The organism is Bacillus sp. N5-665 (assembly GCF_022637375.2).
Classification (GTDB): Bacteria; Bacillota; Bacilli; order Bacillales; family Bacillaceae_G; genus Bacillus_A; species Bacillus_A wiedmannii.
Window position 1 is genome coordinate 743,719 of sequence record NZ_CP093325.1, and the last position, 25,521, is coordinate 769,239.

The window sequence follows — 25,521 nt, forward strand, 5'->3', positions numbered from 1 at the left end:
AAAACTCTTTTTTTTTTATATATTTTTTTGCTCTTATTTATTAATGATCTTTTTGAAAAATAGTACAGGCGAAGAAAGAAGGCATATCCACTTATTTTTAAGCATAAAATGTAAAATCGCTAATACAATATACCTAAATCCGTTCTTTGTAGAGGAGGGAGAGAAGGTGGGGCGCACAATAAGAATTGATATTACAAATAAAGTTGTAGCTAAATTTAGACCGGATTATTTGGAATTATATACGAGTAAATTTATGATAGGTAAGTTTTATGTCTATACTGAAGGTAAACAATATGTGTTAGAAGACGGATATATATATGAAGACGGAAAATTTTATCGCATCATAGATACGCACCGTGGCAATAATCAAGCGGCGGAGGGCTGCGATCTAGGATGGTGTTAACATGATTCGTGTGAAAGTGTTTGATGAAAGTCACGAAAAAGACTTAGAAGACGCTGTAAATGTTTTCTTGAAAAAGATTGATGATAGTAACTTTGTAGATATTAAGTACCAAGTCGGTGTTTCTATTAACGATGACGAAAACCAAATTTATTGTTTTTCAGCAATGATTGTTTATAAAGCATAAAAAAGAGCTGGGTGAGCCAGCTCTTTTTTATGTTTTATGTTGGGACAACATGTGTCGGTAATACGTTCATAATAGATTGAGTTGTGCCTAATTTCTTTGTCGCTAAAAGAGGCGCCCCTGTTTCATGGTTTTGGGCATCTGTACACATACCAAGGTGATAACGATCACCTAAAAATGGATCGATATAAAAACCGTTTTTGAATACTTTATCATTCGGATGTTTTTCATGGTGAATGTCAGAGCAATTAATGCAATAGAACATAGCTTTCATCCCCTTTTTATTTTTGTTTGAAAAAAGTGAGGGGGTAGTCATTTCGCTCCTAAGGAAATGTTGAGGAGAAGAGAAATAACTACCTACTCAAATGGTGGACATATTCCTTCTGATTTTTCATATCTCGCGTAGTGTCCCTGAGGGAAGGAGGAGAGACGAAATACGCAAGATACACGTAAGGCATTTCTTTCAAGATGAATGATGGAGTTTCATATTGAGAGAAGTTTTTATTTTTTGTTGCCTTTGTGAGTATATTATGAGGAAATGCTCAGAGGGTGTTTGTCCTGTTGAAAAAATGTTGAGAATTTCTCAACAGTAAAAAAGAATTAGCGTTGACATGAAACCAAAAGGTGTTATATCATCTGAATGTAACCAAAAGGTGTTATATTTTAATGCCGAATAAAGGAGAATGAAAATGGAACAACAAAATACATTAACTGATATTAAACAAACAATCGTTTTTAACGCGTCTATTCAAAAAGTATGGAATGTAGTATCAACTGCAGAAGGGATTGCGTCATGGTTTATGCCAAATGATTTTGTATTAGAGGTAGGACATGAATTTCATGTGCAATCACCATTTGGACCATCACCATGTAAAGTGTTAGAAATTGATGAACCAAACCATCTATCTTTCTCATGGGATACAGATGGCTGGGTCGTTTCATTTAATCTGAAAGACCTAGGAGATAATAAAACAGAATTTACGTTAATTCACGGCGGCTGGAAACATCCTGATGAAATTCTTCCGAAAGCGAATGCGAAGAGCTCTATTATTCGCGATAGAATGAGCGGGGGATGGGTAGCGATTGTAAATGAAAAACTGAAAAAGGTTGTTGAAGGCTAAGTGTCCTCATCGGCAGCGAAATATGATGTATTTCAAGCAATTGCTGATCCAACCCGCCGAGAAGTAATACGGTTATTAAGTGATAAAGAGTTACCGATTTCCAAAATAACGGATCATTTTCCCATGAGTCGTACTGCGGTTGTAAAGCACCTTCATATTCTTTCGGAAGCGAATTTAGTAAGCGGAAGAAAAAGCGGAAGAGAGAAGATATATCGTTTGCATCCAGAACCATTAGAGGAATTACAACAGTGGCTCTCATATTATGAACGTTTTTGGGATAATAAATTATCTATGCTGAAACATATTGTGGAGAATGAAGAGTAAAAAGAGGATGACCGAGATGGTCATCCTCTTTATTATTGCTCACTTGTTTGTGTAGCTGGTTTCAATAAAATCCAAGCGATAATTAGTGTAAATACTGCTAATACGAAAGTACTCATATAAATGACGTGTACACTTGATGCTAATGCCTCTTGCGATTCGGTTACTACGTTTGCTGTAGTTCCTTCGTGTCCGCCACCAGATACAAGATCAAGGTTTTGAATACCGCGTGCATGAATCATCGTATTAAAGATTGTGCCAAAGATTGCAGCACCTAACGTTTGGCTAAATGTATTAATAAATGTGTTTAAACCAACGGCTGTTCCGCGTGTATGAGCTGGTACGGCTGCTTGAATTGTTACCATATAAATTGGTGTCACAAGCCCCATTCCTAAGCCGAATAATCCGACTGCTACATAAATAAGGAACGATGGTGAATTTGTTGATAATGTAAATAATAAGAACGTAGCCACTGATAAAATGCTAGCTCCAAGTAAAATGATTTGTTTCGTTTTTAATTTTCCTACTAAATTACCAGAGAAAATAGCGCCAAATGTCCACATAACAGGGATTGGCATTAAAATAAGTCCAGCTTCAGTTGCATTTTTTCCTAATACACCTTGGCTCCAAATTGGAAGGTACATTGTAATACTAATGATCATTGCGCCAGCAATGAGCGTTAATATGTTTATCGTAGATAATGTACGGTTAGAGAAAAGTGCTAGCGGAATTAATGGTTCCGGAGATTTTTTCTCGATAAATAAGAAAATAATGAATGAAACGACGGCGAAGATTAATAGGCCGATAATTGTTATGTCTCCCCAGTTTTGCTTACTGCTACCTGTTAATAATGCATATAGTAGAGCGATCGTACTTAATGAGAAGACTGTTGCACCAAGATAGTCGATATGGTGTTTAGCGGGCTTAATAGATTCTTTGTAGTAAATTGCAATCATTAAGCAAGCGATAATTCCGAATGGAACGTTTAAGAAGAAAATATAACGCCAAGATAGGGAATCGACTAAAAATCCACCTACTAACGGTCCGATAACACCCGATACACCCCAAACGGCACTCATCCAACCTTGTGCTTTCGCGCGGTCTCTCGCTTCGCTATATAAGTCTCCAATAATCGTCATTGTGATCGGCATAACAGCACCAGCACCTATACCTTGAAGAGCACGGAAGAAGATTAATTGTTCCATTGATGTAACGACTCCGCAAAGCGCAGAACCGATTAAGAAGATTGTAGCTCCGATGAGTAAAACTTTTTTACGGCCGAATAGATCAGCTAACTTTCCGTATATTGGAGTCGAAACAGCTGTTGCAAGCATATAAATTGCATATACCCAACTAACAAGTTCGACGCCTGACAAATCACTCGTTATACGAGGGATCGCTGTACTAACAATCGTTCCTTCTACCGCAGAAAGAAACGTCATTAGCATTAAAGACATCATGACTTTTTTTCTCATATTTTTTCCCCTTACCCTTTTTCAAATATTCAACAATATAAAATATAAAGGTACTAAGGTATATAAAGCAACAAAAAAGCAATGGGAAGTTAGGAGGAGGGGATATTTGTCGTGGAATCGCCGATATAATTTCATGTACATATAAAAAAAGAAACAGAAAGCCCTGTTTCTTTTTTAATATTGCATTTTCGCGTTTTCTCCAGCTGTTGTCCCGGCAATTCGACCAGTAACGAGAGCAGATGTAATGTTATAGCCGCCAGTATAACCGTGAATATCAAGAACTTCTCCGCAGAAATATACGCCGTTCGTGAATTTAGAAGACATTTCTTTCGGGTTAATTTCTTTCACGGATACACCGCCGCCAGTAACGAATGCTTTTTCAATTGACTGCGTACCATTTACATTTACAGTAAATTCTTTAAAGTCTTTCACAAGTGCACGAATCTTCTCGTGAGAAACTTGTCCAGCTTGTTCGCTGCCATCAATTTCATTCTTTTCTAATAAGAATAGGAAGTAACGTTCAGGAACATAACCTTTTAATACATTTTTAATTCCTTTTTTCGGATCTTCTTTCATTTGTTTCAGCATGCGCTGGAATAGTTGTTCACTATTTTCTTCTGGCAATGCATCGATACTCATTTGAATCGTATTCGTTTTAAACTTTTTCAGTGCTTTCACGACGAATTGGCTACAACGAAGAGCGGCAGGACCAGATAGGCCGAAATGAGTGAAGAGCATGTCCATTTTGTGAGAAATGATAGCTTTTCCTTTCGGGTTTAATACGCTTAAGTTTACATCGCGTAAAGCAAGACCTTGTAAGGAGCGGTCACGAATAAATGGTTCGTTTGAAAGGATTGGTACTTCTGTTGGGAATAATTCTGTAATAGTATGTCCAGCCTTTTCAGCCCAAGCATATCCATCTCCAGTAGAACCAGTTTGAGGAACAGATTTTCCACCAACAGCGATAACGACGTGATTCGTTTCTAACACTTCACCAGTTTGCAGTACGACTGCTTTCGTTTGACCGTTCTCATATTCAATCGTTTCAACAGGTGTATTTGTACGGATTTTTACACCTAAGTCTTTTAATCGTGTTAAAAGTGCGTCTACTACTGATTGTGCTTTATTTGATACAGGGAACATGCGACCATGATCTTCTTCTTTTAGTTGTACGCCAAGCTTTTCGAAGAATGTAATAATATCTTCATTATTGAAAATAGAAAAAGCGCTGTATAAGAAGCGGCCATTTCCTGGTATATGTTTAACGATCTCATCAAGTGGTAGACGGTTCGTTACGTTACAACGACCACCGCCAGAAATCGCAAGTTTACGCCCTAGTTTATTTCCTTTATCAAGAAGTAAGACACTTGCGCCTTCTTCTGCAGCACCGATTGCAGCCATTAGCCCAGAAGGCCCGCCGCCGATGACAATAACATCATAATGCATAATATATCGACCTCATTTTCTACATTTCCTGCCTAAAAGAATAGCATGTTTTCCCTTAAAAGAAAAATAGAGTGAAGTACTGCTTAAGGATAGAATTGTGGTACAATACAAAAGTTAGAGTTCAGCACTATCCTGCTATTTGTGGGCAAGAAGACTAAAACCTTAAGATGTAAGAGAAATAAAAAGGAAATTTGGTAGCCCGTAAATGCTCGAATAGTTCAACTAATAAAGAGTAGGGAGTGAACACCTTCCCTGCAAATTATAGTTTCACTTTACCCCGCATTAACGGGCAGTAAGACTCCCACCTTAAAGTTTGCTTAGGACAAAGACGTAGGTGGGAGAGTAACTGCCCGTAAAGGCCCGATTGGTTCAACTAATAATCAGTGGGGAAGAACACCCACACTGATTAAAGTTTCACTTTATGTAGATGTAGGAGGATTTTTGTATGTCCGATTCGAAATTTCTGCGCGGAACGCTTATTGTTACGTTAGGGACATTTTTAGTAAAGTTCTTAGGCATGATTTACGTCTTTCCGTTTCATGCATTAGTAGGTACAGAAGGCGGAACGCTCTATACATATGGATACATTCCATATACGATCTTTTTAAGTATTGCAACGGCAGGGGTGCCGCTTGCTGTTTCCAAATTTGTTTCCAAATATAATGCGCTTGGCGATTATAAAACGAGCCGGAGAATGTTCCGCTCGGGAATGGTTATGATGATAGTAACAGGAGTTCTTTCGTTCCTAGTTCTATACATGACAGCGCCACTGTTTGCAGAAGCAATGCTTGGTAAACAAAGTATACACAGTAATGTAGAAGAAGTTACGACGATTATTCGTCTTGTAAGTTTTGCACTTATTGTTGTACCAGCAGCGAGTTTAATTCGTGGTTATTTCCAAGGTCACCAATCGATGGGACCGACTACTGTTTCGCAAATTATTGAACAAATTATTCGTATCGTCTTTTTATTAGCTGGTAGTTTTATCGTTATTAAAGTACTTGGCGGTACAGTTGCAACAGCAGTTGGGGTAGCGACATTTGCTGCGTTCGTTTCAGCAGTTGGAGCACTCGGTGTACTCATTTGGTACTGGTTAAAACGTAAAAAACATTTGGATCAATATTTAATTGAACAAACTGTACCAGAATCGACAGTGAGTACCGTTCAATTATTTAAAGAATTATTTGCATATGCGATTCCTTACGTTGTAATTGGGTTAACAATTCCTTTATATCAACAAATTGATACATTGACATTTAACTCAATTATGCAGGCGATTGGCCAAGGTGATATCGCAGAACGAGCGCTTGGTATTTTCACAATGTGGACGCATAAATTAATTATGATTCCTGTATCGCTTGCAACAGCGTTTAGTTTAACGCTTGTACCAGCGATTACAAAATCATTTACTGAAAAACAATACCGCTATTTAAAGTTACAAATTACACAAACATTCCAGGCAAATATGTTCTTAACATTGCCAGCAGTTGTCGGTATTTCAACACTTGCATATCCAATTTATACTGCGTTCTATGACTCAGATCCATTAGGTGGACAAGTATTAATGTGGTATGCACCAGTTGCATTGTTATTCGCTTTATTTACAGTAACAGCAGCAATTCTGCAAGGAATCAATCAACAAAAACATGCGATTGTCGCGCTTATTATGGGTGTTATTTTGAAATTCGTATGTAACGTAATCTTTATCCGTTATTTCGGTACAGTTGGAGCGATTTTAGCTACTGCAGTCGGCTTCTTAGCTTCCGTATGGTATACGAATAGACAAATCAAAAAACATGTACACTATTCATTTGGTGTTGTATATAAGAGAACATTCCAAATTGCAATATTAACACTTATAATGGTCATTGCTGTAAAGTTATCACAATGGATTCTGTCCTTCATGATTTCGCCTGATGGCCGAATGGGTGCTCTTATTACAGTTGTGGTTTGTGCAGGTATTGGTGGTCTTGTGTACGGATTGTTAGCAATTCGCACAGGAGTACTTGAAAGAGTATTTGGCGGAGAAGCATTAGAGAAAATCCAACGTAAACTTGGCAATAGATTCAAAATAAAGTTGAAATCAAAAGGGGCGTAATTACGTCCCCTTTTCTATGATAAACAAAGAAGGTGAAAAACGTGAGATTAGATAAATTATTAGCGAATATGGGATATGGAAGTAGAAAAGAAGTAAAGAAATTATTGAAAGACGGCGTTGTGAAAATTGATGGAACGCCAGTGAAAGATGCGAAGGTTCATGTAAATGTAGAAGAGCAAGAAGTTATGATTCACGGAGAAGTTGTGGAATATAAAGAGTTTGTTTATTTAATGTTGCATAAACCACAAGGCGTTATTTCAGCGACAGAAGATGATAATCATGAAACGGTAATAGATTTATTAGAGTTAGAAGATGCAATCTTTGATCCGTTCCCAGTTGGACGACTTGATATTGATACGGAAGGTTTCTTATTGATAACAAATGACGGGAAGTTATCACATCAGTTGTTATCTCCGAAAAAGCATGTGCCGAAAAAATATTATGCACACGTTGCAGGAGTAGTAACAGAAGAGGATGTAAAAGAGTTTGCTAAAGGTGTTATTTTAGATGATGGCTATGAAACAAAGCCAGGTGCACTTACAATATTAAAAAGTGATGCGATTTCTGAAATCGAGCTTGTAATTACAGAAGGAAAGTTCCATCAAGTGAAGCGTATGTTTGAAGCGGTAGGGAAAAAAGTAGTCTACCTAAAGAGAACAGAGATGGGACCATTAGTATTAGATGAAGAGCTAGAACTTGGACAATACCGAGAGCTATCAGATGAAGAAGTAGAAATGTTAAAAACATATCAAGTAGATACTGAGAAATAGTGCTGTTTTTGGCGCAGAAAAGACCCCTTTCTAATGAGTTAGAAAGGGGTATGTATTTATTTACATACAATTATTTTTTCATTATGAGGTCATTCTCACTTTCTTTCCTGTTGTTGTCCACTTACCGCGGCAAGGGCTATACACGAGTTCATTAAACTGCAACACATTTAGATCACGTTGTATCGTTCGCGGTGTGATCCCGAACTCATCTACAAGGTCTTTCGTCGTTACCGTTCCGTTTTCATTGATGTACATATAAATTGATTTAATGCGTGTTAGCATACGAGTAGTTGTAGGTTTCAAGAGAAAACCACTCCTCTACTAGTTTTTTTGACCCCATTCAGGAAAGAAGGTCGTTACTACCATTGTACTCTACATGATAAAATTCATGCTTTAATCTACTTAAATTTTACAAAAGTTTAACAAATATTCATATAGAAAAATATTGGTAGTTGACATTTTATATATGGTCAGTCAACTAACACATAAAATTCTACGTAAAACGCCAAATTCCTGCAAATTTTTTTAGAAAAATAAAAGAAAAATTAATAAGAAATATCTGAAAAATTACAATTGTTCGGTATTTGGTTTTCGTATGTGGCATAAGAGATTTCGGTTTGTTATGATGAAAGAAACAATATAGTGAAGGATGGATGCGTGATGTCAGCAATTAATTGGACAGAAGAAGTTGCGAAACGAAAAGATGATTTAATTCGTGATACACAACAATTTTTACAAATTAAAAGTGTATGGGAAGAAGAATCAGCGAAAGAGGGCGCACCATTCGGTGAAGGTGTAGAAAAAGCTTTATCTTTCATGTTACATAAAGGAGAAACTGAAGGTTTTGCTTCTAGAAATTTAGAAGGGTATGCAGGTCATCTTGAAATGGGACAAGGAGAAGAGTTAGTAGGTATTCTTTGTCACGTTGATGTTGTACCAGAAGGAGATGGCTGGACGACTCCGGCATATAGTGCAGATATTCGCGATGGAAAGATTTTTGCACGTGGTGCAATTGACGATAAAGGCCCAACGATGGCAGCTTATTATGCGATGAAAATTGTGAAAGAATTAGGTTTACCTCTTTCAAAACGCGTTCGCATGATTTTAGGAACAGATGAGGAAAGCAATTGGAAATGTGTAGATTACTACTTTAAAAACGAAGAAATGCCAACAATCGGTTTTGCGCCAGACGCAGATTTTCCAATTATTAATGCAGAAAAAGGAATTTCTGATATACAAGTTGTGCAAAGTGGTAGTGAAAAGAAGAAAGGTACATATGAACTTGTTTCATTTGAATCAGGTCGCCGTTTAAATATGGTTCCTGATTTTGCAGAAGCGATTATTACAGGAGAAGATGTAAATGCACTTACAGTAGCATATGAAGAGTATTTACAAACTGCTAAAAAAATAGGTGAAGCAATTGTAGAAGGTAATACGGTGACGTTGCAAATTAAAGGGATTTCAGCTCACGGATCTACTCCAGAGAAGGGTGAGAATGCAGGTTTATTACTGGCAAACTTCTTAACTACAGTTGCTCTTGATGGAAAAGGGGCTTCGTTTGCATCGTTTGTAACAGAAACATTTACAGGAGATATTTTAGGAGAGAAAGCTGGTATTTCTTATAAAGACGATATTAGCGGTCCGTTAACAGTGAATGTTGGTCGCCTTTCTTATACGAAAGAGAATGGTGGTAATTTAGGATTAAATGTACGTTATCCAGTTACGACTAACTTTGAAGAAATGATCACGAAGTTAAAAGGGTATGTTGGTACTCATGGATTTGCGGTAGCAGACTATTCGAACTCTCGCCCGCATCACGTTGATAAAGACCACGTGTTAATTCGTACGTTGCAACGCGTATATGAAGAACAAACAGGTGAAAAAGCAGAGCTATTAGCAATCGGCGGCGGTACTTACGCTCGTTCATTGAAAGCTGGCGTTGCGTTTGGTCCGTTGTTCCCTGGAAAAGAAGAACTTGCGCATCAAAAAGACGAGTACATTGAAATTGAAGACTTATTAAAAGCAACAGCAATTTACGCGCAAGCAATTCATGAATTAGCGAAGTAATGGATATATAAATAATGACCGCTCTCTATTTTGGAGAGCGGCTTCTTTTTACCTGAATGAGATAAGAAAGAAAAGCAACAATAGAAAGAAGGAGAAGATGTAAATGGAGCTGCATTATTTTATCGCGATTACGTTACCGAATCATATAAAAGAAGTGCTGTCTAACTATAAAAAGGAAATGCAGGAGGAATTACCATTTCGTTCATGGGTACATAAAGAAGACTACCATATTACCCTTTCATTTTTAGGTAGTGCGACAAAGGAACAATTAGAAGGAATACAGAATGGATTACAAACACTTACAGAAACGAAAGAACTATCGTTCACATTACAAGGATTTTCAACGTTCGGTATGGAAGATAGGCCGCGTATTTTTTGGTCGAAGGTAAGTGAGAATCACGATTTGTTCCAGTTACAAAAGCAAGTGCACGCTATGTGTGAAGAAAATGGATTTTCTTTAGAAATGCGCCCGTATCATCCGCATATTACTGTTGCTCGTAAATGGGTAGGAGAAGAGAAGTTTGATTTAGAACATATAAAGGAAGTGCCTGAAATATCATTTCAAGCAGATACAATTACTTTATACGAATCTCACGTGAAGGAGACACCAAAGTATAAAGCGATTGCTGAAATAAAATTACAAAAATAGAATGTATGAAAACGTTTTTTATACAGGTGAATATACTATAGAGAATAATGTGTTACTGTATAGAGCTTTGCTGATAAGAAAAGCCTTATCATTTGCAGCTCGTTTCATTTTAACTTTAAGAATGATGGTGATTTTTTTATGTTGAAAGTAAAACGTCCATTTGATGCCTATTTAGATGAAATGAATAAAATTACAATTTTGCTCCCACATGCGTATGGAACAAGCCGGACATTTCGTTTGCAAGAAGGAAGTAACGTGAAAGATTTACCGATTTCTCATACAATTGCGCTTCCGGATGCAACGAAGTATGAGTGCTTTATAGAAGAGCCGCTAGATGTGGGGAAGTATTATACAGTACGAGATGAACGGAATGAAGAAACAGATTTACAAATAGGTGCTGTCATAAGAACAGCGATTTTCGATGAAAAGTATTATTACGAAGGTACAGATTTAGGAGCCGTGTATCAAAAAGAAGCAACGACATTTAAAGTATGGGCTCCAACTGCGAGGCTTGCGAAAGTAAGGATTTATAAAAGTGATAAAGAATATACCGATAATGAAATGCATAGAGGAGAAAATGGGGTTTGGACTCATACATTACAAGGCGATTTAGCCGGAGCAAAGTATACATTTCTTGTTTGTATTAATTTAATATGGAATGAAGCGGTGGATCCTTACGCAAAGTCAGTGACTGTAAATGGGAAGTACGGCGTTGTTATCGATTTGGAAAAGACAAATGTAACGAAACGAGAGCAATTACCACCATTACAGGCAATGACAGATGTCATATTGTATGAACTGCATATTCGTGATGCTACTATTCATCAGGGCAGCGGAGTGAGTAAAAAAGGAACATATAAGGGGTTAATGGAAGAAGGAACAACAGGGAGAAATGGGACGTTAACAGGCTTGTCCTATATAAAAGATTTGGGTGTTACACATGTTGAATTATTGCCTTTATATTGTTTCGGTGGTGTAGATGAGGCGAATCCTTCCTCTGCATATAATTGGGGTTACAATCCATTATATTACAATGCGCCAACGGGATATTATGCTACAAACCCTTCTGACCCGTATAACAGGATAGTAGAGTGTAAGCAACTGATTGAAACATTTCATGAGCACGGCATTAGGGTAATTATAGATGTTGTATATAATCATGTGTATGAAAGAGAGCTATCATCATTTGAAAAGCTTGTCCCAGGATATTATTTTCGTCATGGTGAAGATGGTATGCCTTCTAATGGGACGGGAGTCGGAAATGATATAGCATCTGAACGGAAAATGATGAGGAAATTTATTGTAGAGTCTATTTTATATTGGCTTACTGAATACAATGTTGATGGATTCCGATTCGACTTAATGGGAATTTTAGATGTTGATACAATGAATATAATAGAAAAAGAAGTGCGAAACATAAAGCGAGATGCATTGTTATTAGGAGAAGGGTGGGAGCTACAAACACCACTTCCTGCCGAAGAAAAAGCAACGTTAAATAATGCAAAGAAAATGCCGCATATTGCGCAATTTAATGATCAATTTCGTGATGGGATAAAAGGGAGTACCTTTCATATAAATAAGCGTGGTTTTGCATTTGGTGGGCATGTAGACTGTAATCATTTGCAGTATATAGCATCGGGAAGTCTTTTGAGTATGAAAGAAACAGGTCTGTTTCTAGAGCCTGTGCAAAGCATTAACTATGTAGAATGTCATGACAATATGACGATGTGGGATAAACTAATGCGGAGTAATGAAGAGCCAGAAGAGATTTTGAAAAAACGTCACCTTCTAGCGAGCGCAATGGTGATTCTTTCGCAAGGCATTCCTTTTTTACATGCTGGGCAAGAGTTTTATCGTACGAAGCAAGGAAATGAAAATAGTTATAATGCAAATGATGAAATTAATCAATTAGATTGGGATCAAAAAGAGGAAGAGATAGAGACCGTTAACTATATAAAAGGTTTAATTGCGATTCGCAAAGAGCACAGGGCATTCCGATTACAAAACGCAGACCTTATAAAAAAACACATGACTTTTTTGCAAACATCTCCAGAAGTACTTGCATATCACCTAGAGCATGCAGAATCATTTGGACCGTGGAAAGAGATTATAGTTTTATTTAATAGTGGTTTAGAAGCTAAAACAGTGCAACTTCCGAAAGAAGAAACGTGGCATGTGTTAGTAAACGAAAAGCAAGCGAAAATAGAGCCAATTTCTTCATTTAGAGGAAAGGAACTTAGGCTCGCTCCGATTAGCACGTATATATTGACGATAATGTGACAAATCGCTACTTGACGATGAGAATGTAATAAATGTAGAATTGACAAAGGTGACGATTTTGATAAGTTGTCATTCTATGACTGGTTTTGTAAAATAAAATAGAGAGTTTTTGGCTTATGCCAAGTTTTCTTTTCATTTACAGTAAAATATATGAATCCACAACATGTGTAGAAATGTTGCGGTTTTTCTTTTCATAACTATAAAAGATAAGGATTTGTTAACGGGTAATGAATATGGAATGGTTGGAACAATTATTAGGAAAAGAGTGGAGTCTTGTACCGGCTGGTGGAGTAACGGGCGATGCGTATATTGCGCAAAACGGACAACAGAAGTTATTTTTAAAGCGGAATACATCGCCCTTTTTAGCGGTATTGTCAGCAGAAGGAATTGTTCCAAAATTACTTTGGACAAGAAGGGTAACGAACGGTGATGTAATTTCTGCTCAAAAATGGCTTCCGGGACAGAAGCTAGAGCCAGAGGATATGAAACTAGAACGTGTTGCGAAACTTTTGAAGAAAATACACTCCTCTAAAGCACTTGTACAGATGATTCAAAGACTTGGGAAGCAGCCGCTTCACGCACAAGAGTTATTACAACAACTGCAACTTGTTTTAAGAGGAGATATAAGGGATGATGAAACAATTCAGCAAGGCCTTCAATATTTAATGGATTCATTAAAAGATATTGAATACAATGAATTCGTTGTATGCCATTGTGATGTGAACCATAACAACTGGCTATTGTCGGATGAAGATGAGTTGTTTTTAATTGATTGGGATGGAGCCGTAATTGCTGACCCAGCTCTAGACCTCGGTATGTTATTATATTGGTACATTCCGCGCCATGAATGGAGCGAGTGGCTCGAATATTATGATATTGAAATGGATGAATCGCTGCTTAGGCGTATGAGATGGTATGTAATAGCACAAACGATTTTGTCTATGCAATGGCACACAACAAAAAAACAGCAAGCAGAAGCTGAATATTGGCATCAATATTTACAGCAACTACTTGCTTCAGAGTAATACTTAAGAAAAATTGTCCATTCCAGCAATCCACTGAGTAAGTTGTTCTTGATTATTGGAAATGTGGTTGTCCAAATTAGAGGAAGATTTACCCGATTGACTATAAGAATATACATCGTTTAGCATTGTTTTAGCGTCACTACTTATACTATCGTTTGCGAGTAACGATTGAATGAGACGCTCTAATTGCTCGCATTCAGAAACTGTCCCGCAACAATCACTTTGATGATTGACTAAAATATCTTTCAGCACTTCTAATTGATGTTGTTGATTAATTGGCATGAACGGATCATCCTTTCGATTGTTTTTCTCTTCAAATGTACGAGAAAAAGCTGTTTCGTCATGGAATGTTTAATGCTGTATGTAGTTTTTATCAAAATGGTACATCTTATACTTGAAAGAAACGGACCGAGTGCTCGTACGTACTTGGTTTTTTGTTTGGGAGATTGATTAAAACAGAGATAAGGAATTATTCCTTTAAAATAGCTATGTAAAGAGAGGGAAACATCTATGCGTTTAAGACATAAACCATATGCAATGGATCGAATTAATGAGTATTCACATATCGTAATCGGAAACCCAGAGGAGCGCGCTGGTAACTGGAAAGAAGTATTTGGAAATGAACAACCAATTCATATTGAAGTAGGTACAGGTCGTGGCCGCTTTATGTATGATATGGCAAAAGCAAACCCACATATTAATTATATTGGAATTGAAAAATTCACAAGTGTTGTTGTAGATGCACTTGATAAATTAATTGAAGAAGAAGTACCGAACTTAAAGTTAATTAATAAAGATGCTGAAGATTTAACAGTTTTCTTTGCAAAAGGTGAGATTGACCGCGTTTATTTAAACTTCTCAGATCCATGGCCGAAGAATCGTCATACGAAGCGTCGTTTAACATATAAAACATTTTTACGCAATTATGAAGAAGTGTTAGTAGAAGGCGGAGAAATTCATTTCAAAACAGATAATCAAGGTTTATTTGAATACTCTCTAATGAGTATGGCTGAGTATGGTATGTTATTAACTTACCTGAGCCTAGATCTTCATAATAGTGATTATGAAGGAAACATTATGACAGAATACGAAGAGAAATTCTCAAGTAAAGGTCATCGTATTTACCGAGTTGAAGCAAAATATCGCACAGAGCCTATGCAGTAATGCATAGGTTTTTTGTAACTAAAATAATCGGAATTTTATGTTAATATTGAAAGGAAAGGGGGATGAAAAATGGAACAGTTACAAATTGGAGATATAAAAGTGACGTGGCTAAAAGGCGGGAACACACATTTAGATGGAGGAGCAATGTTTGGTGTTGTACCGAAAGTACTTTGGTCACGTAAATATAAACATAATGATACAAATCATATTTATTTACGAACAGATCCGTTACTTTTGCAAACGAAAGACGGTAATATGCTCATTGATTCCGGAATAGGAAACGGTAAATTGAATGAGAAGATGAAGCGAAATCAAGGTGTAACAGAAGAGTCAGCGGTTTATAAATCATTAGAAAAACTAGATTTAAAACCTGAAGATATTCAGTACGTCTTAATGACACACCTGCATTTTGATCATGCATCTGGTTTAACGAAATGGGAAGGTGATCACCTTGTACCATCGTTTCCGAATGCGAAAGTTTACGTAAGCGAAACAGAATGGAATGAAATGAGGAACCCAAATATCAGGTCGCGCAATACATATTGGAAGGAAAATTGGGAGCCGATTGTAGATCAAGTTGTTACATTCCAGCAAGAAATAGAAATTACGGATGAAATAAAAATGGCGCATACAGGTGGTCATAGTGATGGACATGCAGTTATTGCTTTAGAAAGCAAAGGTGAAACGATGCTTCATTTAGCAGACCTATTGCCGACGCACGCACATCAAAATGTACTATGGGTGATGGCCTACGACGATTATCCGATGACGTCGATTGAAAATAAGCAAAAGTGGATGAAGTACGGCGCTGAAAACGATGCTTGGTTTACGTTTTATCATGACGCATATTACCGTGCAGTAAAATGGAATGAGGAAGGACATATTGTAGAAAAGATAGAGCGGAAAACGAGTATAGAAGCATAAAAAGAGGAGGTTGTTCCAGCAGCCTCCTTTTCCGTTGTTGGCTTTTGTTGGTAAGTCGATATATTCGAAAAATCGCTGATATAAATTTAATCAATATCCGCAATTAAAAAATAAGAGGTTCACCTAATGGGAACCCTCCTTTTTATGCTGCTATAACCTCTAAAACAGTACCTGTTTTAGCATCAACTAAAAATTCAAATCGTTCTTGTATATCATCTAACATTGTTGTAAGACCGCCACGATAAACTTCGTATGCGACATCATATTTTTCAAATGTCTCTGGAACCATATGTACCCAAGAGCCAGTAATTTCACCTTTATGACTTAATGCTTGTTTCACCATTTTCAATGCTTTTTCTGAAGAAATATGGGATTGTTCTTGTACTTTGTTTGCAACAAGATAACCAGCTGCGAACCCAACGCCAAGACCTGCTACTAAACCTTTCCAGCTCATATATTCACCTCAATTCTATAAAATAAAAATAGTGTACCAATAATAATTATAAAGCAAATACAGTTAAAAAAGAAGAAACTAGAAACATTTCGAAAATTTCGTTACAATAAAAGAGGTATTCTACTAAGGTTTGAAAGAAGGGGACTTCGTGAATAAAGAGACATTACAATTATTTCGTACGTTAACAGAATTACAAGGTGCATCAGGTTTCGAACATGATGTACGCCGTTTTATGAAGCAAGAATTAAGCAAATATGCGGATGAAATTGTGCAAGACGGTTTAGGTAGCGTATTTGGTCTGAAAAAAGGGGACGAAACTGGCCCACGTGTTCTTGTAGCAGGTCATATGGATGAAGTAGGTTTCATGGTTACGCAAATTACGAAAAACGGTATGATTCGTTTTCAAACGTTAGGCGGCTGGTGGAGTCAAGTGTTATTAGCGCAACGTGTACAAGTTATGACGAAGAATGGTCCTGTTATTGGGGTTGTTGGTTCTATTCCTCCTCATTTATTAAGTGACGCGCAACGTGCAAAACCGATGGATATAAAAAATATGTTAATTGATATAGGTGCAGATAGCTACGAAGATGCGATTGAGATTGGTGTAAAACCAGGACAACAAATCGTGCCAATCTGTCCGTTTACACCGATGGCAAACGAAAAGAAAATTATGGCGAAAGCTTGGGACAACCGTTACGGATGTGGCCTTGCAATCGAATTATTAAAAGAATTAAAAGACGAAACATTACCAAACACATTATACTCTGGTGCGACTGTACAAGAAGAAGTTGGTCTTCGCGGTGCACAAACTGCTGCAAATATGATTCAACCAGACATTTTCTATGCGCTTGATGCAAGTCCAGCAAACGATGCATCTGGTGATAAAACGCAGTTCGGTCAATTAGGAAAAGGTGCTCTTCTTCGTATTTATGATCGTACAATGGTAACGCATAGAGGAATGCGCGAATTCATTTTAGATACAGCAGAAACACACAACATTCCGTACCAATACTTTATTTCACAAGGTGGTACAGATGCGGGCCGTGTACATACAAGTAACTCAGGTATCCCATCAGCAGTAATTGGTGTTTGCGCACGTTACATTCATACACATGCTTCTATTTTACATGTTGATGATTATGCGGCAGCAAAAGAACTCATTACGAAGCTTGTAAGAGCAACGGATAAAACGACGTTAGAGACAATTAAGAATAACGCATAGAGAAGAAGGGCTGAAGAGCCTTTCTTTTTTTAGGTGGGAGAGATACCCTATCGATGAGTGGTGGCCGTGCTCCCATGTATAAAGAGTAATTTGATTAAGGTAAGATGATGAATGTATATAGAGGTGAAAGAAATGAAAGTAGTAGTTGGATCGAAGAATAAAACGAAAGTTGGTGCTGTGGAGAAGGTTTGGAAAGATGCTACAATTACATCTCTTTCTGTTCCTTCAGGAGTAGCAAACCAGCCGTTTTCAGATGAAGAGACGATGCAAGGAGCGGTTAATAGAGCGAAGCGAGCGCTACAAGAAGGAGAAGCTCAAATTGGTATTGGATTAGAAGGCGGCGTAATGAAAACGGAGCACGGTTTATTTATGTGTAACTGGGGCGCGCTAGCAACAAGTGCCGGTAAAACATTCGTTGCAGGCGGTGCACGTATTACGTTACCAGATGATTTTTTAGCACCTCTTGAAGATGGCAAGGAGTTAAGTGAAGTGATGGAAGAGTTTGTACAGAGAAAAGATATTCGTAGTCACGAAGGTGCGATCGGTATCTTTACAGATGATTACGTCGACCGCACGGAATTATTTGTACACGTTGTTAAGTTACTTGTTGGGCAATATAAGTATGATGAAAAGCAAGCATAAACCTTGCACCATGCGCGATGTATGGTAGTATAAAAGAAAGATTATAACATGAAAAAAAGCACTCGTTAGAGGAGGAAATATAGATGAAATCATTAGAAAGCATGGAGCAATTCCAACAATTGAAAAATGAAGAGAATGTAGTCTTTATGTTCTCAGCGGAATGGTGCCCAGACTGCCGTTTTGTAGACCCGTTTATGCCAGAAGTAGAAGAGAAATATAGTGATTTCTCATTTTACTATGTAGATCGTGATGAGTTTATTGATCTATGCGTAAAATTAGACGTATTTGGCATTCCGAGCTTTGTAGCGTACAATAAGGGTGAAGAAACAGGTCGCTATGTAAACAAAGATCGTAAAACACAAGAACAAATCGAAGAGTTTATTGAAGGTTTAAAATAAGGCAATTTGCCAATTGAATTGTAAAACAACCTCTACCTTCGCGGGGGAGGTTATTTTTTTGGAAGGGAGGAAAAAGAGATGAAGATGACAAGTAAAAAGATGAAAGACGAGTTAATGAAGAAATTATCTCGCCCAGAATGGGACTTTCAGTATGATAGCGAGAAAGAAGTTCTACGCATAGAACAAAAAGACTCGAAAAAGGGTATTAACGTATCGCTTCCAGGAGTTGTGGCAAAATGGGAAGTGAATAAAGAAAAAGCAATTGAAGAGGTTGCTTATTACGTACAAGAAGCGTTAATTGCGATGCATAAAGAAGAAAATAGCGCAGCGAAAATTTTACCTGTTATTCGCTCTACTTCTTTCCCGAAACAAGCAGAAGAAGGAAATCCGTTTATTATGACGGATCATACGGCGGAAACACGTATTTACTACGCATTAGATTCGAATAAAACGTATCGACTCATTGATGAGCGTCTATTACAAAAATTAGAACTTACAGAGCAACAAGTGCGTGAAATGGCATTATTCAACGCTCGCTCATTAGGTTATGAATTTAAACAAGAAACAGTAGCAGGGAATACATTCTACTTTTTAAACACAAACGATGGGTATGATGCGACACGTATTTTAAACGAATCGTTACTACAATCGATGCGTGAAAAGATTTCTGGTGACATGGTTGTTGCTGTTCCTCACCAAGATGTATTAATTATTGCTGATATCGTCAACGAAATCGGTTATGATATTATTGCACAAATGACAATGAAATTTTTTGCCGAAGGGCATGTTCCGATTACATCACTTTCATTCGTCTATGAAGATGGGGACTTTGAACCAATCTTTATTTTAGCGAAGAATCGGAAGAAGACAGATGGAAAAGAGAAAGGATGAACGAAGTGAACGTTTTTTACAACCTTGAAGGAATTGGTGACACTCTAATTGTTGCCTTACAAGATATTACTTTAGAGAACCGTACTTTTGATCGCAAAGGAGATGTTGCGCGCGTATACGATCGTGAAAGCAATGTAACAGCAGGATTCAACATCTTTAATGCGTCTTCTTACTTAGAAGTAAAAGAAACAGGTAACCTAACATTAACGAAAGAATTTGTAGAAAAAATCAACGGAATTTTAGCGAAGAACGGCTTTGAAGAAACAGTAGAAGCAGATCTTTCTCCAAAATTTGTTGTAGGCTATGTAGCTGAAAAAGAGAAGCATCCAAATGCTGATAAGTTAAACATTTGTAAAGTAGAAATCGGTACAGAAACATTACAAATCGTATGTGGCGCACCGAACGTTGATGCAGGACAAAAAGTTGTCGTTGCAAAAATTGGCGCTGTAATGCCAAGCGGTATGCTAATTAAACCAGCTGAACTTCGCGGTGTTCCTTCTTCTGGAATGATTTGCTCAGCACGTGAATTAGAGCTTCCAGATGCTCCACAAGAAAAAGGTATTCTAGTATTAGAAGATAGCTTTGAAGTTGGACAAGAGTTCAAATTTTAATTGATGTAAGAAAAGAGAGGTTGTCCTTTTGGACAGCCTCTCTTTTCTGTTGAATCGTTGATATATTGCGAGTTGTGACAGATATATTCAAAAAATCGTTCATATTATAAGGATGTCACCTTTTTTCTCAAAAACTATATTGTATTTTATAAACAAACTAGTTAAAATTTAGAAAAATAGAAGGGGATATACGTATGAAACAACAACTAAAAATCGCGGAACTTCTGAAACGAATTGAAACTTCAAAACAGCAAGATATCGAACTAGGTTCTTATGAAATATATGTGTTTAGCGAAAATGAATTAGAAAAAGGACAAATCGGTTACCGATATGATAAACATAAAAACTCATTAATAAGTGAAGACAGTGGTAAATGGCAAGAAGAATGGATTGTTATTGGATATGAAACAGATATGGGGGATCCAGTTTTCGTAAATGTGGCTGATGATGCTTATCTAGTTTATACTGCAGAGCGTGGTACAGAAGCGTGGCAACCCGTTCATATTGGGAATATGGATGAGATTATAAAACAATTATAAGAAAAACTTTGAGACCGGTGCAAAGTGACGGGAGAAAAACATGAAGTATATAAAAATAATGAGCATGATTGCATTCATTGGAATATATATGGGAGGCTGTTCGCAAGAAGAGCCGAAAAAAGAAGTAACATCTTCTATGAAGGAAACAAACAAAGATAACAAGGAAGACGCACCGGTAGAAAAGCAGCAAGAAGAACAAGAAAAGAAAGAAGAACCACAAGCAGTTCAAACAAATGAGCAAGTGGAGCATAAGCAGGAGGAAGTGCCAGCCGAGGAAAAGAAAGAGGAAGCTACGCCAGTGCAGCCAACAGAGCAACCGCTGCAAAATAATGAACAAAAAGTAGAGAGTAATGAAAAACAAGGAAAGTTTCTTGTTGTTATTGATCCAGGGCATCAACAAAAAGCGAATTTAAATTTAGAACCGATTGGGCCAGGAGCAACGACGCAAAAATATAAAGTGACAGATGGTACAACTGGTGTTGTGACGAAAAAAAGAGAGGCTGTTCTTGTATTAGAAATGGCTTTCGTATTAAAAGAAAAGTTAGAAGCAAAGGGAATACAAGTATTAATGACGAGAACGTCACAAAATGTGGATATAAGTAATAAAGAACGCGCAACATTTGCGAATGACCATAAGGCGAATTTGTTTTTGCGTCTTCATGCAGATGGTTCTGAAAATTCGAATCAAAGTGGATTTGCTGTATTAACGCCGGCAGAAGGAAGTCCATATACGAAAGAGATTTATGCTGAAAGTCTTCAAATCTCTCAAACGATTGTAAATAAAATGAGAGAGAATCAGCAAGTGAAAGTAAATGGAATTAAATTCAGGGAGGATCTTTCTGGATTTAATTGGGCCAAAGTACCTGGTGTACTATTAGAACTTGGGTTTATGTCAAATCCTGAAGAAGATAAAAAATTATCTGACCCACAGTATGTAAATTCTTTATTGCAAAGTGTAACGGATAGTGTAGATGAGTATCGGAAGAGTAAAGCTTAAACGCAGTCTTACATGGAAGGCTGCGTTTTTCCATATGAAAAGACTCGTAAATTAGAATGTTATGGATAAATATGACATGCTTAATTTTACCTGCACTTTTCGCCGAATGCTGATACAATAAAGGATGTTACTATTTAGTAGAAAGAGTGGTAAGCATGTTAGATTGGATGAAAAAGCTGTTTAACAAAGAGGAAGAACAAACAGCGATAAATAAAGAAGTACCAAAGCAAATCGAAAGTCAGCCGAAGATCCCTCGTGTAAACCACTACACTGAAGCAAGAGAAGCACAAATGGCAAGTCGGAATGCAGGTAAATGCCGTTTTCCATTAGTACCGGATAATGGGTTCGATGAAGAGGATGTTATAGCAACAGGGCATTTTGAAGAACAACCTGTTCAAGTTGTAACATATGAAAATCAGCCTACTCAAAGAGGGGGCAAAGTGGAAAGAAGTAGACGACAGTATGTGGAAAAGGTAGTTTCTACATATGAAGAGCCGGAAGTACAATATGAACCGGAGAGAGAGCCTGTCGTAAAGAAAGCATCTGCACCTTCGCAAGAAAGTAACCGTAGACCATTTCGTCCAACAGAAATGATCTCGCCAATTTACGGATATAATCGTCCTTCTGTAGAGAAAAAGGTAGAAAAGCAGGAGGAAAAAAAGGAAAGAGAAGATCTTGAAATATCTGTAGAGGGCAAATCAGTCGTTGATGCATGGTTAGAGAAAAAAGGATATACATTATCTGATTTCTCAGAAGGACAAGCAACGAATTCTTCCAGTCATGAAGGCATTGATCAGCGAGATCAACAAAATAAAAAGGAAGAAAAGTCAGTTGTCGATCGATGGCTAGAGAAAAACGGTTATGAAATTGAAAGCCAAGAGCCTATAGTAGAAGAAAAAGAAGTGGTTCAAGAAATTAGTGCACAGCAGGCAGTTCCAGCGGGTGAAGTACCTCATCAAACAATTGCTGAGCGTATGGAAGATGCTAAGCAAGAAAGTGATGTAGTGGCCCAAAACATTCTACAAACGGAATTAGTAGATTCTAAAGTAGAGCACGAGGATACAATATTATCAGAAGAAACTAAACGTAATACAGAAATAGAACAACCTACTATTGAAGTAGAAAAACAAGCACCGGAAGAATCAGTGATTGTCAAAGCAGAAGAAAAACTTGAAGAAACAATCATCGTGGAAATACCAGAAGAAGTAGAAGTAATTGCAGAAGCGGAAGAGTCAGAAGAAGTGGAAGTAATTGCGGAAGCAGAAGCGCCAGAAGAAGTAGAAGTAATTGCAGAAGCGGAAGAGTCAGAAGAAGTGGAAGTAATTGCAGAAACAGAAGCGCCAGAAGAAGTGGAAGTAATTGCAGAAGCAGAAGAGCTAGAAGAAGTGGAAGTAATTGCAGAAGCGGAAGAGTCAGAAGAAGTAGAAGTAATTGCAGAAGCAGAAGAGCTAAAAGAAGTGGAAGTAATTGCAGAAGCAGAAGAGCTAGAAGAAGTGGAAGTAATTGTAGAAGCAGAAGAGCTAGAAGAAGTGGAAGTAATTGCGGAAACAGAAGCGCCAGAAGAAACGGAAGTAATTGCGGAAACAGAAGAGTCAGAAGAAGTGGAAGTAATTGCGGAAGCAGAAGCGGAAGAGTCAGAAGAAGTGGAAGTAATTACGGAAACGGAAGCGCCAGAAGAAGCAGAACCTGTAGCACTTGAGGAAACACAGCAAGAAATGGTTTTAAATGAAGCAATTGAACAAACGAATGAATTCATACATGTTGCAGAGGCTGAAGAACAAGCGAAGAAAGATGTTCAAAGCTTTGCTAATGTTTTAATTGCAGAAGAACAACAAGTTGTAGAAGAAGCACCGATTGCAGAAGAACAACGAGTTGTAGAAGAAGCACCGATTGCGGAAGAGCAGTCAGTTGTAGAAGAAGCACCGATTGCGGAAGAACAACCAATTGTACAAAAAGAAGAACCAAAACGTGAGAAAAAGCGTCATGTACCATTTAATGTTGTTATGTTGAAACAAGACAGAACGCGATTAATGGAAAGACATGCGGCTAGAGTAAATGCAATGCAATCTTCTATGAGCGAACGAGTAGAGAATAAGCCTGTACAACAAGTAGAAGAAGCACCAGTGCAACAAGTGGCAGTGGACCCACAAGTGGAAGAGAAACCAATGCAGCAAGTAGTGGTGGAATCACGAGTGGAAGAGAAACCAATGCAGCAAGTGGTAGTGGAACCACAAGTGGAAGAGAAACCAATGCAGCAAGTAGTGGTGGAATCACGAGTAGAAGAGAAACCAATGCAGCAAGTAGTGGCAGAGCAAGTACACAAGCCAATTTCAAGTACGGAAGTACAAGAGAAAGCATATGTTGTAAATCAAAGAGAGAACGATATGCGAAATGTATTGCAAACACCACCGACATATGCAATTCCGCCATTAACATTGTTGTCAATTCCGCAGCAGGCAGCGTTAGATAATACGGAATGGTTGGATGAACAGAAAGAATTATTAGATACAACATTTAATAATTTCCACGTTGGTGCACATGTTATTAACGTATCGCAAGGTCCAGCGGTAACTCGTTTTGAAGTACAGCCAGACCCAGGTGTGAAAGTAAATAAAATTACAAACTTAAGTGATGATATTAAACTGAGTTTAGCAGCGAAAGATATTCGTATTGAAGCACCGATTCCAGGGAAGAGTGCGATTGGAATCGAAGTTCCAAATAAAGAAAGTAAGCCAGTATTCCTTCGTGAAATTTTACGAAGTCCTGTGTTTACAAAGAGTGAATCACCGCTTACAGTTGCGCTAGGACTTGATATTTCAGGCGATCCAATTGTAACGGATATTCGAAAAATGCCACATGGACTTATTGCGGGTGCAACGGGTTCTGGTAAAAGTGTGTGCATTAACGCAATTTTAACGAGTATTTTATATAAAGCGAAACCGCATGAAGTGAAGTTAATGTTAATCGATCCGAAGATGGTTGAGCTTGCACCATACAATTCTGTTCCACATCTTGTAGCACCTGTTATTACGGATGTAAAAGCAGCGACAGCGGCTTTAAAGTGGGCAGTTGAAGAAATGGAGCGTCGTTATGAATTGTTTGCGCACGCGGGTGCTCGTGATTTAACTCGTTATAATACGATTGTAAGTGGGCGAGAAATTCCAGGAGAGACATTACCTTATATCGTTATTGTCATTGACGAGTTAGCCGACTTAATGATGGTTGCTCCTGGTGATGTTGAGGAAGCGATTTGTCGTATTGCACAAAAAGCTCGTGCTTGTGGTATTCACTTATTAGTTGCGACGCAGAGACCATCTGTAGACGTTATTACAGGTTTAATTAAATCAAACATTCCAACGCGTATTGCGTTTACAGTATCATCCCAAGTTGATTCGCGTACGATTATCGATATTGGGGGCGCGGAGAAATTACTTGGTCGTGGTGATATGTTATTCTTAGGAAACGGTACGTCTAAACCGGTTCGTGTACAAGGTGTATATGTATCGGATGATGAGATTGAGAAAACAGTTGATCATGTGAGAAAGCAAATGAAGCCGAACTACTTATTTAAGCAAGAGGATTTATTAGCGAAAACAGAACAAGCTGAGTCGGAAGACGAATTGTTCTTTGATGCATGTCAATTTGTTGTAGAACAAGGGGGAGCGTCCACATCTTCTGTACAGCGAAAATTCCGCATCGGTTATAATCGCGCGGCACGTCTCATTGAAGAGATGGAATCGCAAGGGATTATTTCTGAAGGAAGAGGAACGAAACCGAGAGATGTCCTTATTTCTGAGGATGAATTCGCTGCTATGCAGGAAACAAATGTATAGGAAACGGTTT

At 37.8% G+C, this 25,521-nt stretch carries 26 protein-coding genes; 20 read left to right on the forward strand and 6 right to left on the reverse strand.

Features of this window, described 5'->3' with window-relative positions; all coding sequences use genetic code 11:
- Nucleotides 1-166 precede the first annotated feature (166 nt).
- Both MNO09_RS06210 and MNO09_RS06215 read left to right on the forward strand, forming a co-directional pair.
- A complete protein-coding gene (locus MNO09_RS06210) occupies nucleotides 167-403 on the forward strand; it encodes a DUF2553 family protein (protein ID WP_000533808.1) in 237 nt (78 codons plus the stop codon).
- Between the two features lies 1 nt (nucleotide 404).
- Nucleotides 405-587, forward strand: coding sequence for a sporulation protein Cse60 (locus MNO09_RS06215; RefSeq protein WP_000621751.1), 183 nt, complete (start codon nucleotides 405-407; stop codon nucleotides 585-587).
- A 34-nt stretch (nucleotides 588-621) separates the two neighbouring features.
- Here the strand turns inward: MNO09_RS06215 and MNO09_RS06220 are convergent, their stop codons facing one another.
- A complete protein-coding gene (locus MNO09_RS06220) occupies nucleotides 622-849 on the reverse strand; it encodes a DUF3973 domain-containing protein (RefSeq protein WP_000498994.1) in 228 nt (75 codons plus the stop codon).
- 424 nt (nucleotides 850-1,273) lie between these two features.
- Here MNO09_RS06220 and MNO09_RS06225 point away from each other — a divergent pair, with 424 nt between their 5' ends.
- Both MNO09_RS06225 and MNO09_RS06230 read left to right on the forward strand, forming a co-directional pair.
- Nucleotides 1,274-1,705 (forward strand): SRPBCC family protein, encoded by a 432-nt coding sequence (locus MNO09_RS06225; RefSeq protein ID WP_000437776.1) that lies wholly within the window; start codon nucleotides 1,274-1,276, stop codon nucleotides 1,703-1,705.
- Nucleotides 1,706-2,029 carry an ArsR/SmtB family transcription factor gene (locus MNO09_RS06230; protein WP_000098837.1) on the forward strand — a complete coding sequence of 108 codons (324 nt, stop codon included), beginning with the start codon at nucleotides 1,706-1,708 and terminating at the stop codon, nucleotides 2,027-2,029.
- 32 nt (nucleotides 2,030-2,061) lie between these two features.
- On the opposite strand, the gene MNO09_RS06235 is transcribed toward MNO09_RS06230, so the two are convergent.
- Together MNO09_RS06235 and MNO09_RS06240 are read right to left on the reverse strand one after the other, a co-directional pair.
- A complete protein-coding gene (locus tag MNO09_RS06235; RefSeq protein WP_001228002.1) occupies nucleotides 2,062-3,501 on the reverse strand; it encodes an MDR family MFS transporter in 1,440 nt (479 codons plus the stop codon).
- 174 nt (nucleotides 3,502-3,675) lie between these two features.
- Nucleotides 3,676-4,947: a BaiN/RdsA family NAD(P)/FAD-dependent oxidoreductase gene (locus MNO09_RS06240; RefSeq protein ID WP_000558876.1), complete on the reverse strand. Its 1,272-nt coding sequence runs from the start codon at nucleotides 4,945-4,947 to the stop codon at nucleotides 3,676-3,678.
- A 445-nt stretch (nucleotides 4,948-5,392) separates the two neighbouring features.
- Between MNO09_RS06240 and MNO09_RS06245 the strand changes: the two genes are divergently transcribed.
- Nucleotides 5,393-7,045: a putative polysaccharide biosynthesis protein gene (locus MNO09_RS06245; protein ID WP_001284032.1), complete on the forward strand. Its 1,653-nt coding sequence runs from the start codon at nucleotides 5,393-5,395 to the stop codon at nucleotides 7,043-7,045.
- A gap of 41 nt (nucleotides 7,046-7,086) precedes the next feature.
- Nucleotides 7,087-7,815: a pseudouridine synthase gene (locus MNO09_RS06250; RefSeq protein WP_001234941.1), complete on the forward strand. Its 729-nt coding sequence runs from the start codon at nucleotides 7,087-7,089 to the stop codon at nucleotides 7,813-7,815.
- Between the two features lie 81 nt (nucleotides 7,816-7,896).
- Here MNO09_RS06250 and MNO09_RS06255 read toward each other — a convergent pair whose 3' ends face one another.
- The gene (locus MNO09_RS06255; protein ID WP_000805512.1) at nucleotides 7,897-8,118 is read right to left on the reverse strand and encodes a DeoR family transcriptional regulator; all 222 of its coding nucleotides are present in this window, start codon (nucleotides 8,116-8,118) and stop codon (nucleotides 7,897-7,899) included.
- 357 nt (nucleotides 8,119-8,475) lie between these two features.
- Here MNO09_RS06255 and pepV point away from each other — a divergent pair, with 357 nt between their 5' ends.
- From pepV to MNO09_RS06275, 4 genes are all read left to right on the forward strand, one after another.
- A complete protein-coding gene (gene pepV, locus MNO09_RS06260; RefSeq protein WP_001274256.1) occupies nucleotides 8,476-9,882 on the forward strand; it encodes a dipeptidase PepV in 1,407 nt (468 codons plus the stop codon).
- Nucleotides 9,883-9,985: 103 nt separating this feature from the next.
- Nucleotides 9,986-10,531: an RNA 2',3'-cyclic phosphodiesterase gene (gene thpR / locus MNO09_RS06265; RefSeq protein ID WP_000418979.1), complete on the forward strand. Its 546-nt coding sequence runs from the start codon at nucleotides 9,986-9,988 to the stop codon at nucleotides 10,529-10,531.
- 138 nt (nucleotides 10,532-10,669) lie between these two features.
- A complete protein-coding gene (gene pulA, locus MNO09_RS06270) occupies nucleotides 10,670-12,811 on the forward strand; it encodes a type I pullulanase (RefSeq protein ID WP_000921765.1) in 2,142 nt (713 codons plus the stop codon).
- 227 nt (nucleotides 12,812-13,038) lie between these two features.
- Nucleotides 13,039-13,836, forward strand: coding sequence for a phosphotransferase family protein (locus MNO09_RS06275; protein WP_002096266.1), 798 nt, complete (start codon nucleotides 13,039-13,041; stop codon nucleotides 13,834-13,836).
- A gap of 3 nt (nucleotides 13,837-13,839) precedes the next feature.
- Here MNO09_RS06275 and MNO09_RS06280 read toward each other — a convergent pair whose 3' ends face one another.
- Nucleotides 13,840-14,118, reverse strand: coding sequence for a YtzH-like family protein (locus MNO09_RS06280; RefSeq protein WP_001122237.1), 279 nt, complete (start codon nucleotides 14,116-14,118; stop codon nucleotides 13,840-13,842).
- Nucleotides 14,119-14,346: 228 nt separating this feature from the next.
- Between MNO09_RS06280 and trmB the strand changes: the two genes are divergently transcribed.
- Both trmB and MNO09_RS06290 read left to right on the forward strand, forming a co-directional pair.
- A complete protein-coding gene (gene trmB / locus MNO09_RS06285; protein ID WP_001239384.1) occupies nucleotides 14,347-15,000 on the forward strand; it encodes a tRNA (guanosine(46)-N7)-methyltransferase TrmB in 654 nt (217 codons plus the stop codon).
- Between the two features lie 69 nt (nucleotides 15,001-15,069).
- Nucleotides 15,070-15,924, forward strand: coding sequence for a YtnP family quorum-quenching lactonase (locus MNO09_RS06290; RefSeq protein ID WP_000436842.1), 855 nt, complete (start codon nucleotides 15,070-15,072; stop codon nucleotides 15,922-15,924).
- Between the two features lie 142 nt (nucleotides 15,925-16,066).
- Here the strand turns inward: MNO09_RS06290 and MNO09_RS06295 are convergent, their stop codons facing one another.
- Nucleotides 16,067-16,378 carry a PepSY domain-containing protein gene (locus MNO09_RS06295; protein WP_000118541.1) on the reverse strand — a complete coding sequence of 104 codons (312 nt, stop codon included), beginning with the start codon at nucleotides 16,376-16,378 and terminating at the stop codon, nucleotides 16,067-16,069.
- A 148-nt stretch (nucleotides 16,379-16,526) separates the two neighbouring features.
- On the opposite strand from MNO09_RS06295, the gene MNO09_RS06300 reads away from it, so the two are divergent.
- The 8 genes from MNO09_RS06300 (at nucleotide 16,527) to MNO09_RS06335 (ending at nucleotide 25,511) form a co-directional block, all read left to right on the forward strand.
- On the forward strand, nucleotides 16,527-17,600 hold the full coding sequence (locus tag MNO09_RS06300) for a M42 family metallopeptidase (protein WP_002096267.1): 1,074 nt from the start codon (nucleotides 16,527-16,529) through the stop codon (nucleotides 17,598-17,600).
- A gap of 132 nt (nucleotides 17,601-17,732) precedes the next feature.
- A complete protein-coding gene (locus MNO09_RS06305) occupies nucleotides 17,733-18,242 on the forward strand; it encodes a DUF84 family protein (RefSeq protein WP_000869956.1) in 510 nt (169 codons plus the stop codon).
- Between the two features lie 83 nt (nucleotides 18,243-18,325).
- Nucleotides 18,326-18,640, forward strand: coding sequence for a thioredoxin family protein (locus MNO09_RS06310; protein ID WP_000838193.1), 315 nt, complete (start codon nucleotides 18,326-18,328; stop codon nucleotides 18,638-18,640).
- Between the two features lie 78 nt (nucleotides 18,641-18,718).
- Nucleotides 18,719-19,531 carry a DUF1444 domain-containing protein gene (locus MNO09_RS06315; protein ID WP_000784602.1) on the forward strand — a complete coding sequence of 271 codons (813 nt, stop codon included), beginning with the start codon at nucleotides 18,719-18,721 and terminating at the stop codon, nucleotides 19,529-19,531.
- The gene (ytpR, locus tag MNO09_RS06320; protein ID WP_001006767.1) at nucleotides 19,528-20,142 is read left to right on the forward strand and encodes a YtpR family tRNA-binding protein; all 615 of its coding nucleotides are present in this window, start codon (nucleotides 19,528-19,530) and stop codon (nucleotides 20,140-20,142) included. The genes MNO09_RS06315 and ytpR overlap by 4 nt, the downstream gene beginning before the upstream one ends.
- Nucleotides 20,143-20,336: 194 nt before the next feature.
- Nucleotides 20,337-20,681 (forward strand): hypothetical protein, encoded by a 345-nt coding sequence (locus MNO09_RS06325; RefSeq protein ID WP_000813286.1) that lies wholly within the window; start codon nucleotides 20,337-20,339, stop codon nucleotides 20,679-20,681.
- 40 nt (nucleotides 20,682-20,721) lie between these two features.
- Nucleotides 20,722-21,678: an N-acetylmuramoyl-L-alanine amidase gene (locus MNO09_RS06330; protein ID WP_000874061.1), complete on the forward strand. Its 957-nt coding sequence runs from the start codon at nucleotides 20,722-20,724 to the stop codon at nucleotides 21,676-21,678.
- Between the two features lie 155 nt (nucleotides 21,679-21,833).
- Entirely contained in the window at nucleotides 21,834-25,511 is a 3,678-nt protein-coding gene (locus MNO09_RS06335; RefSeq protein WP_088107407.1) for a DNA translocase FtsK, read from the forward strand.
- Nucleotides 25,512-25,521: the final 10 nt, after the last annotated feature.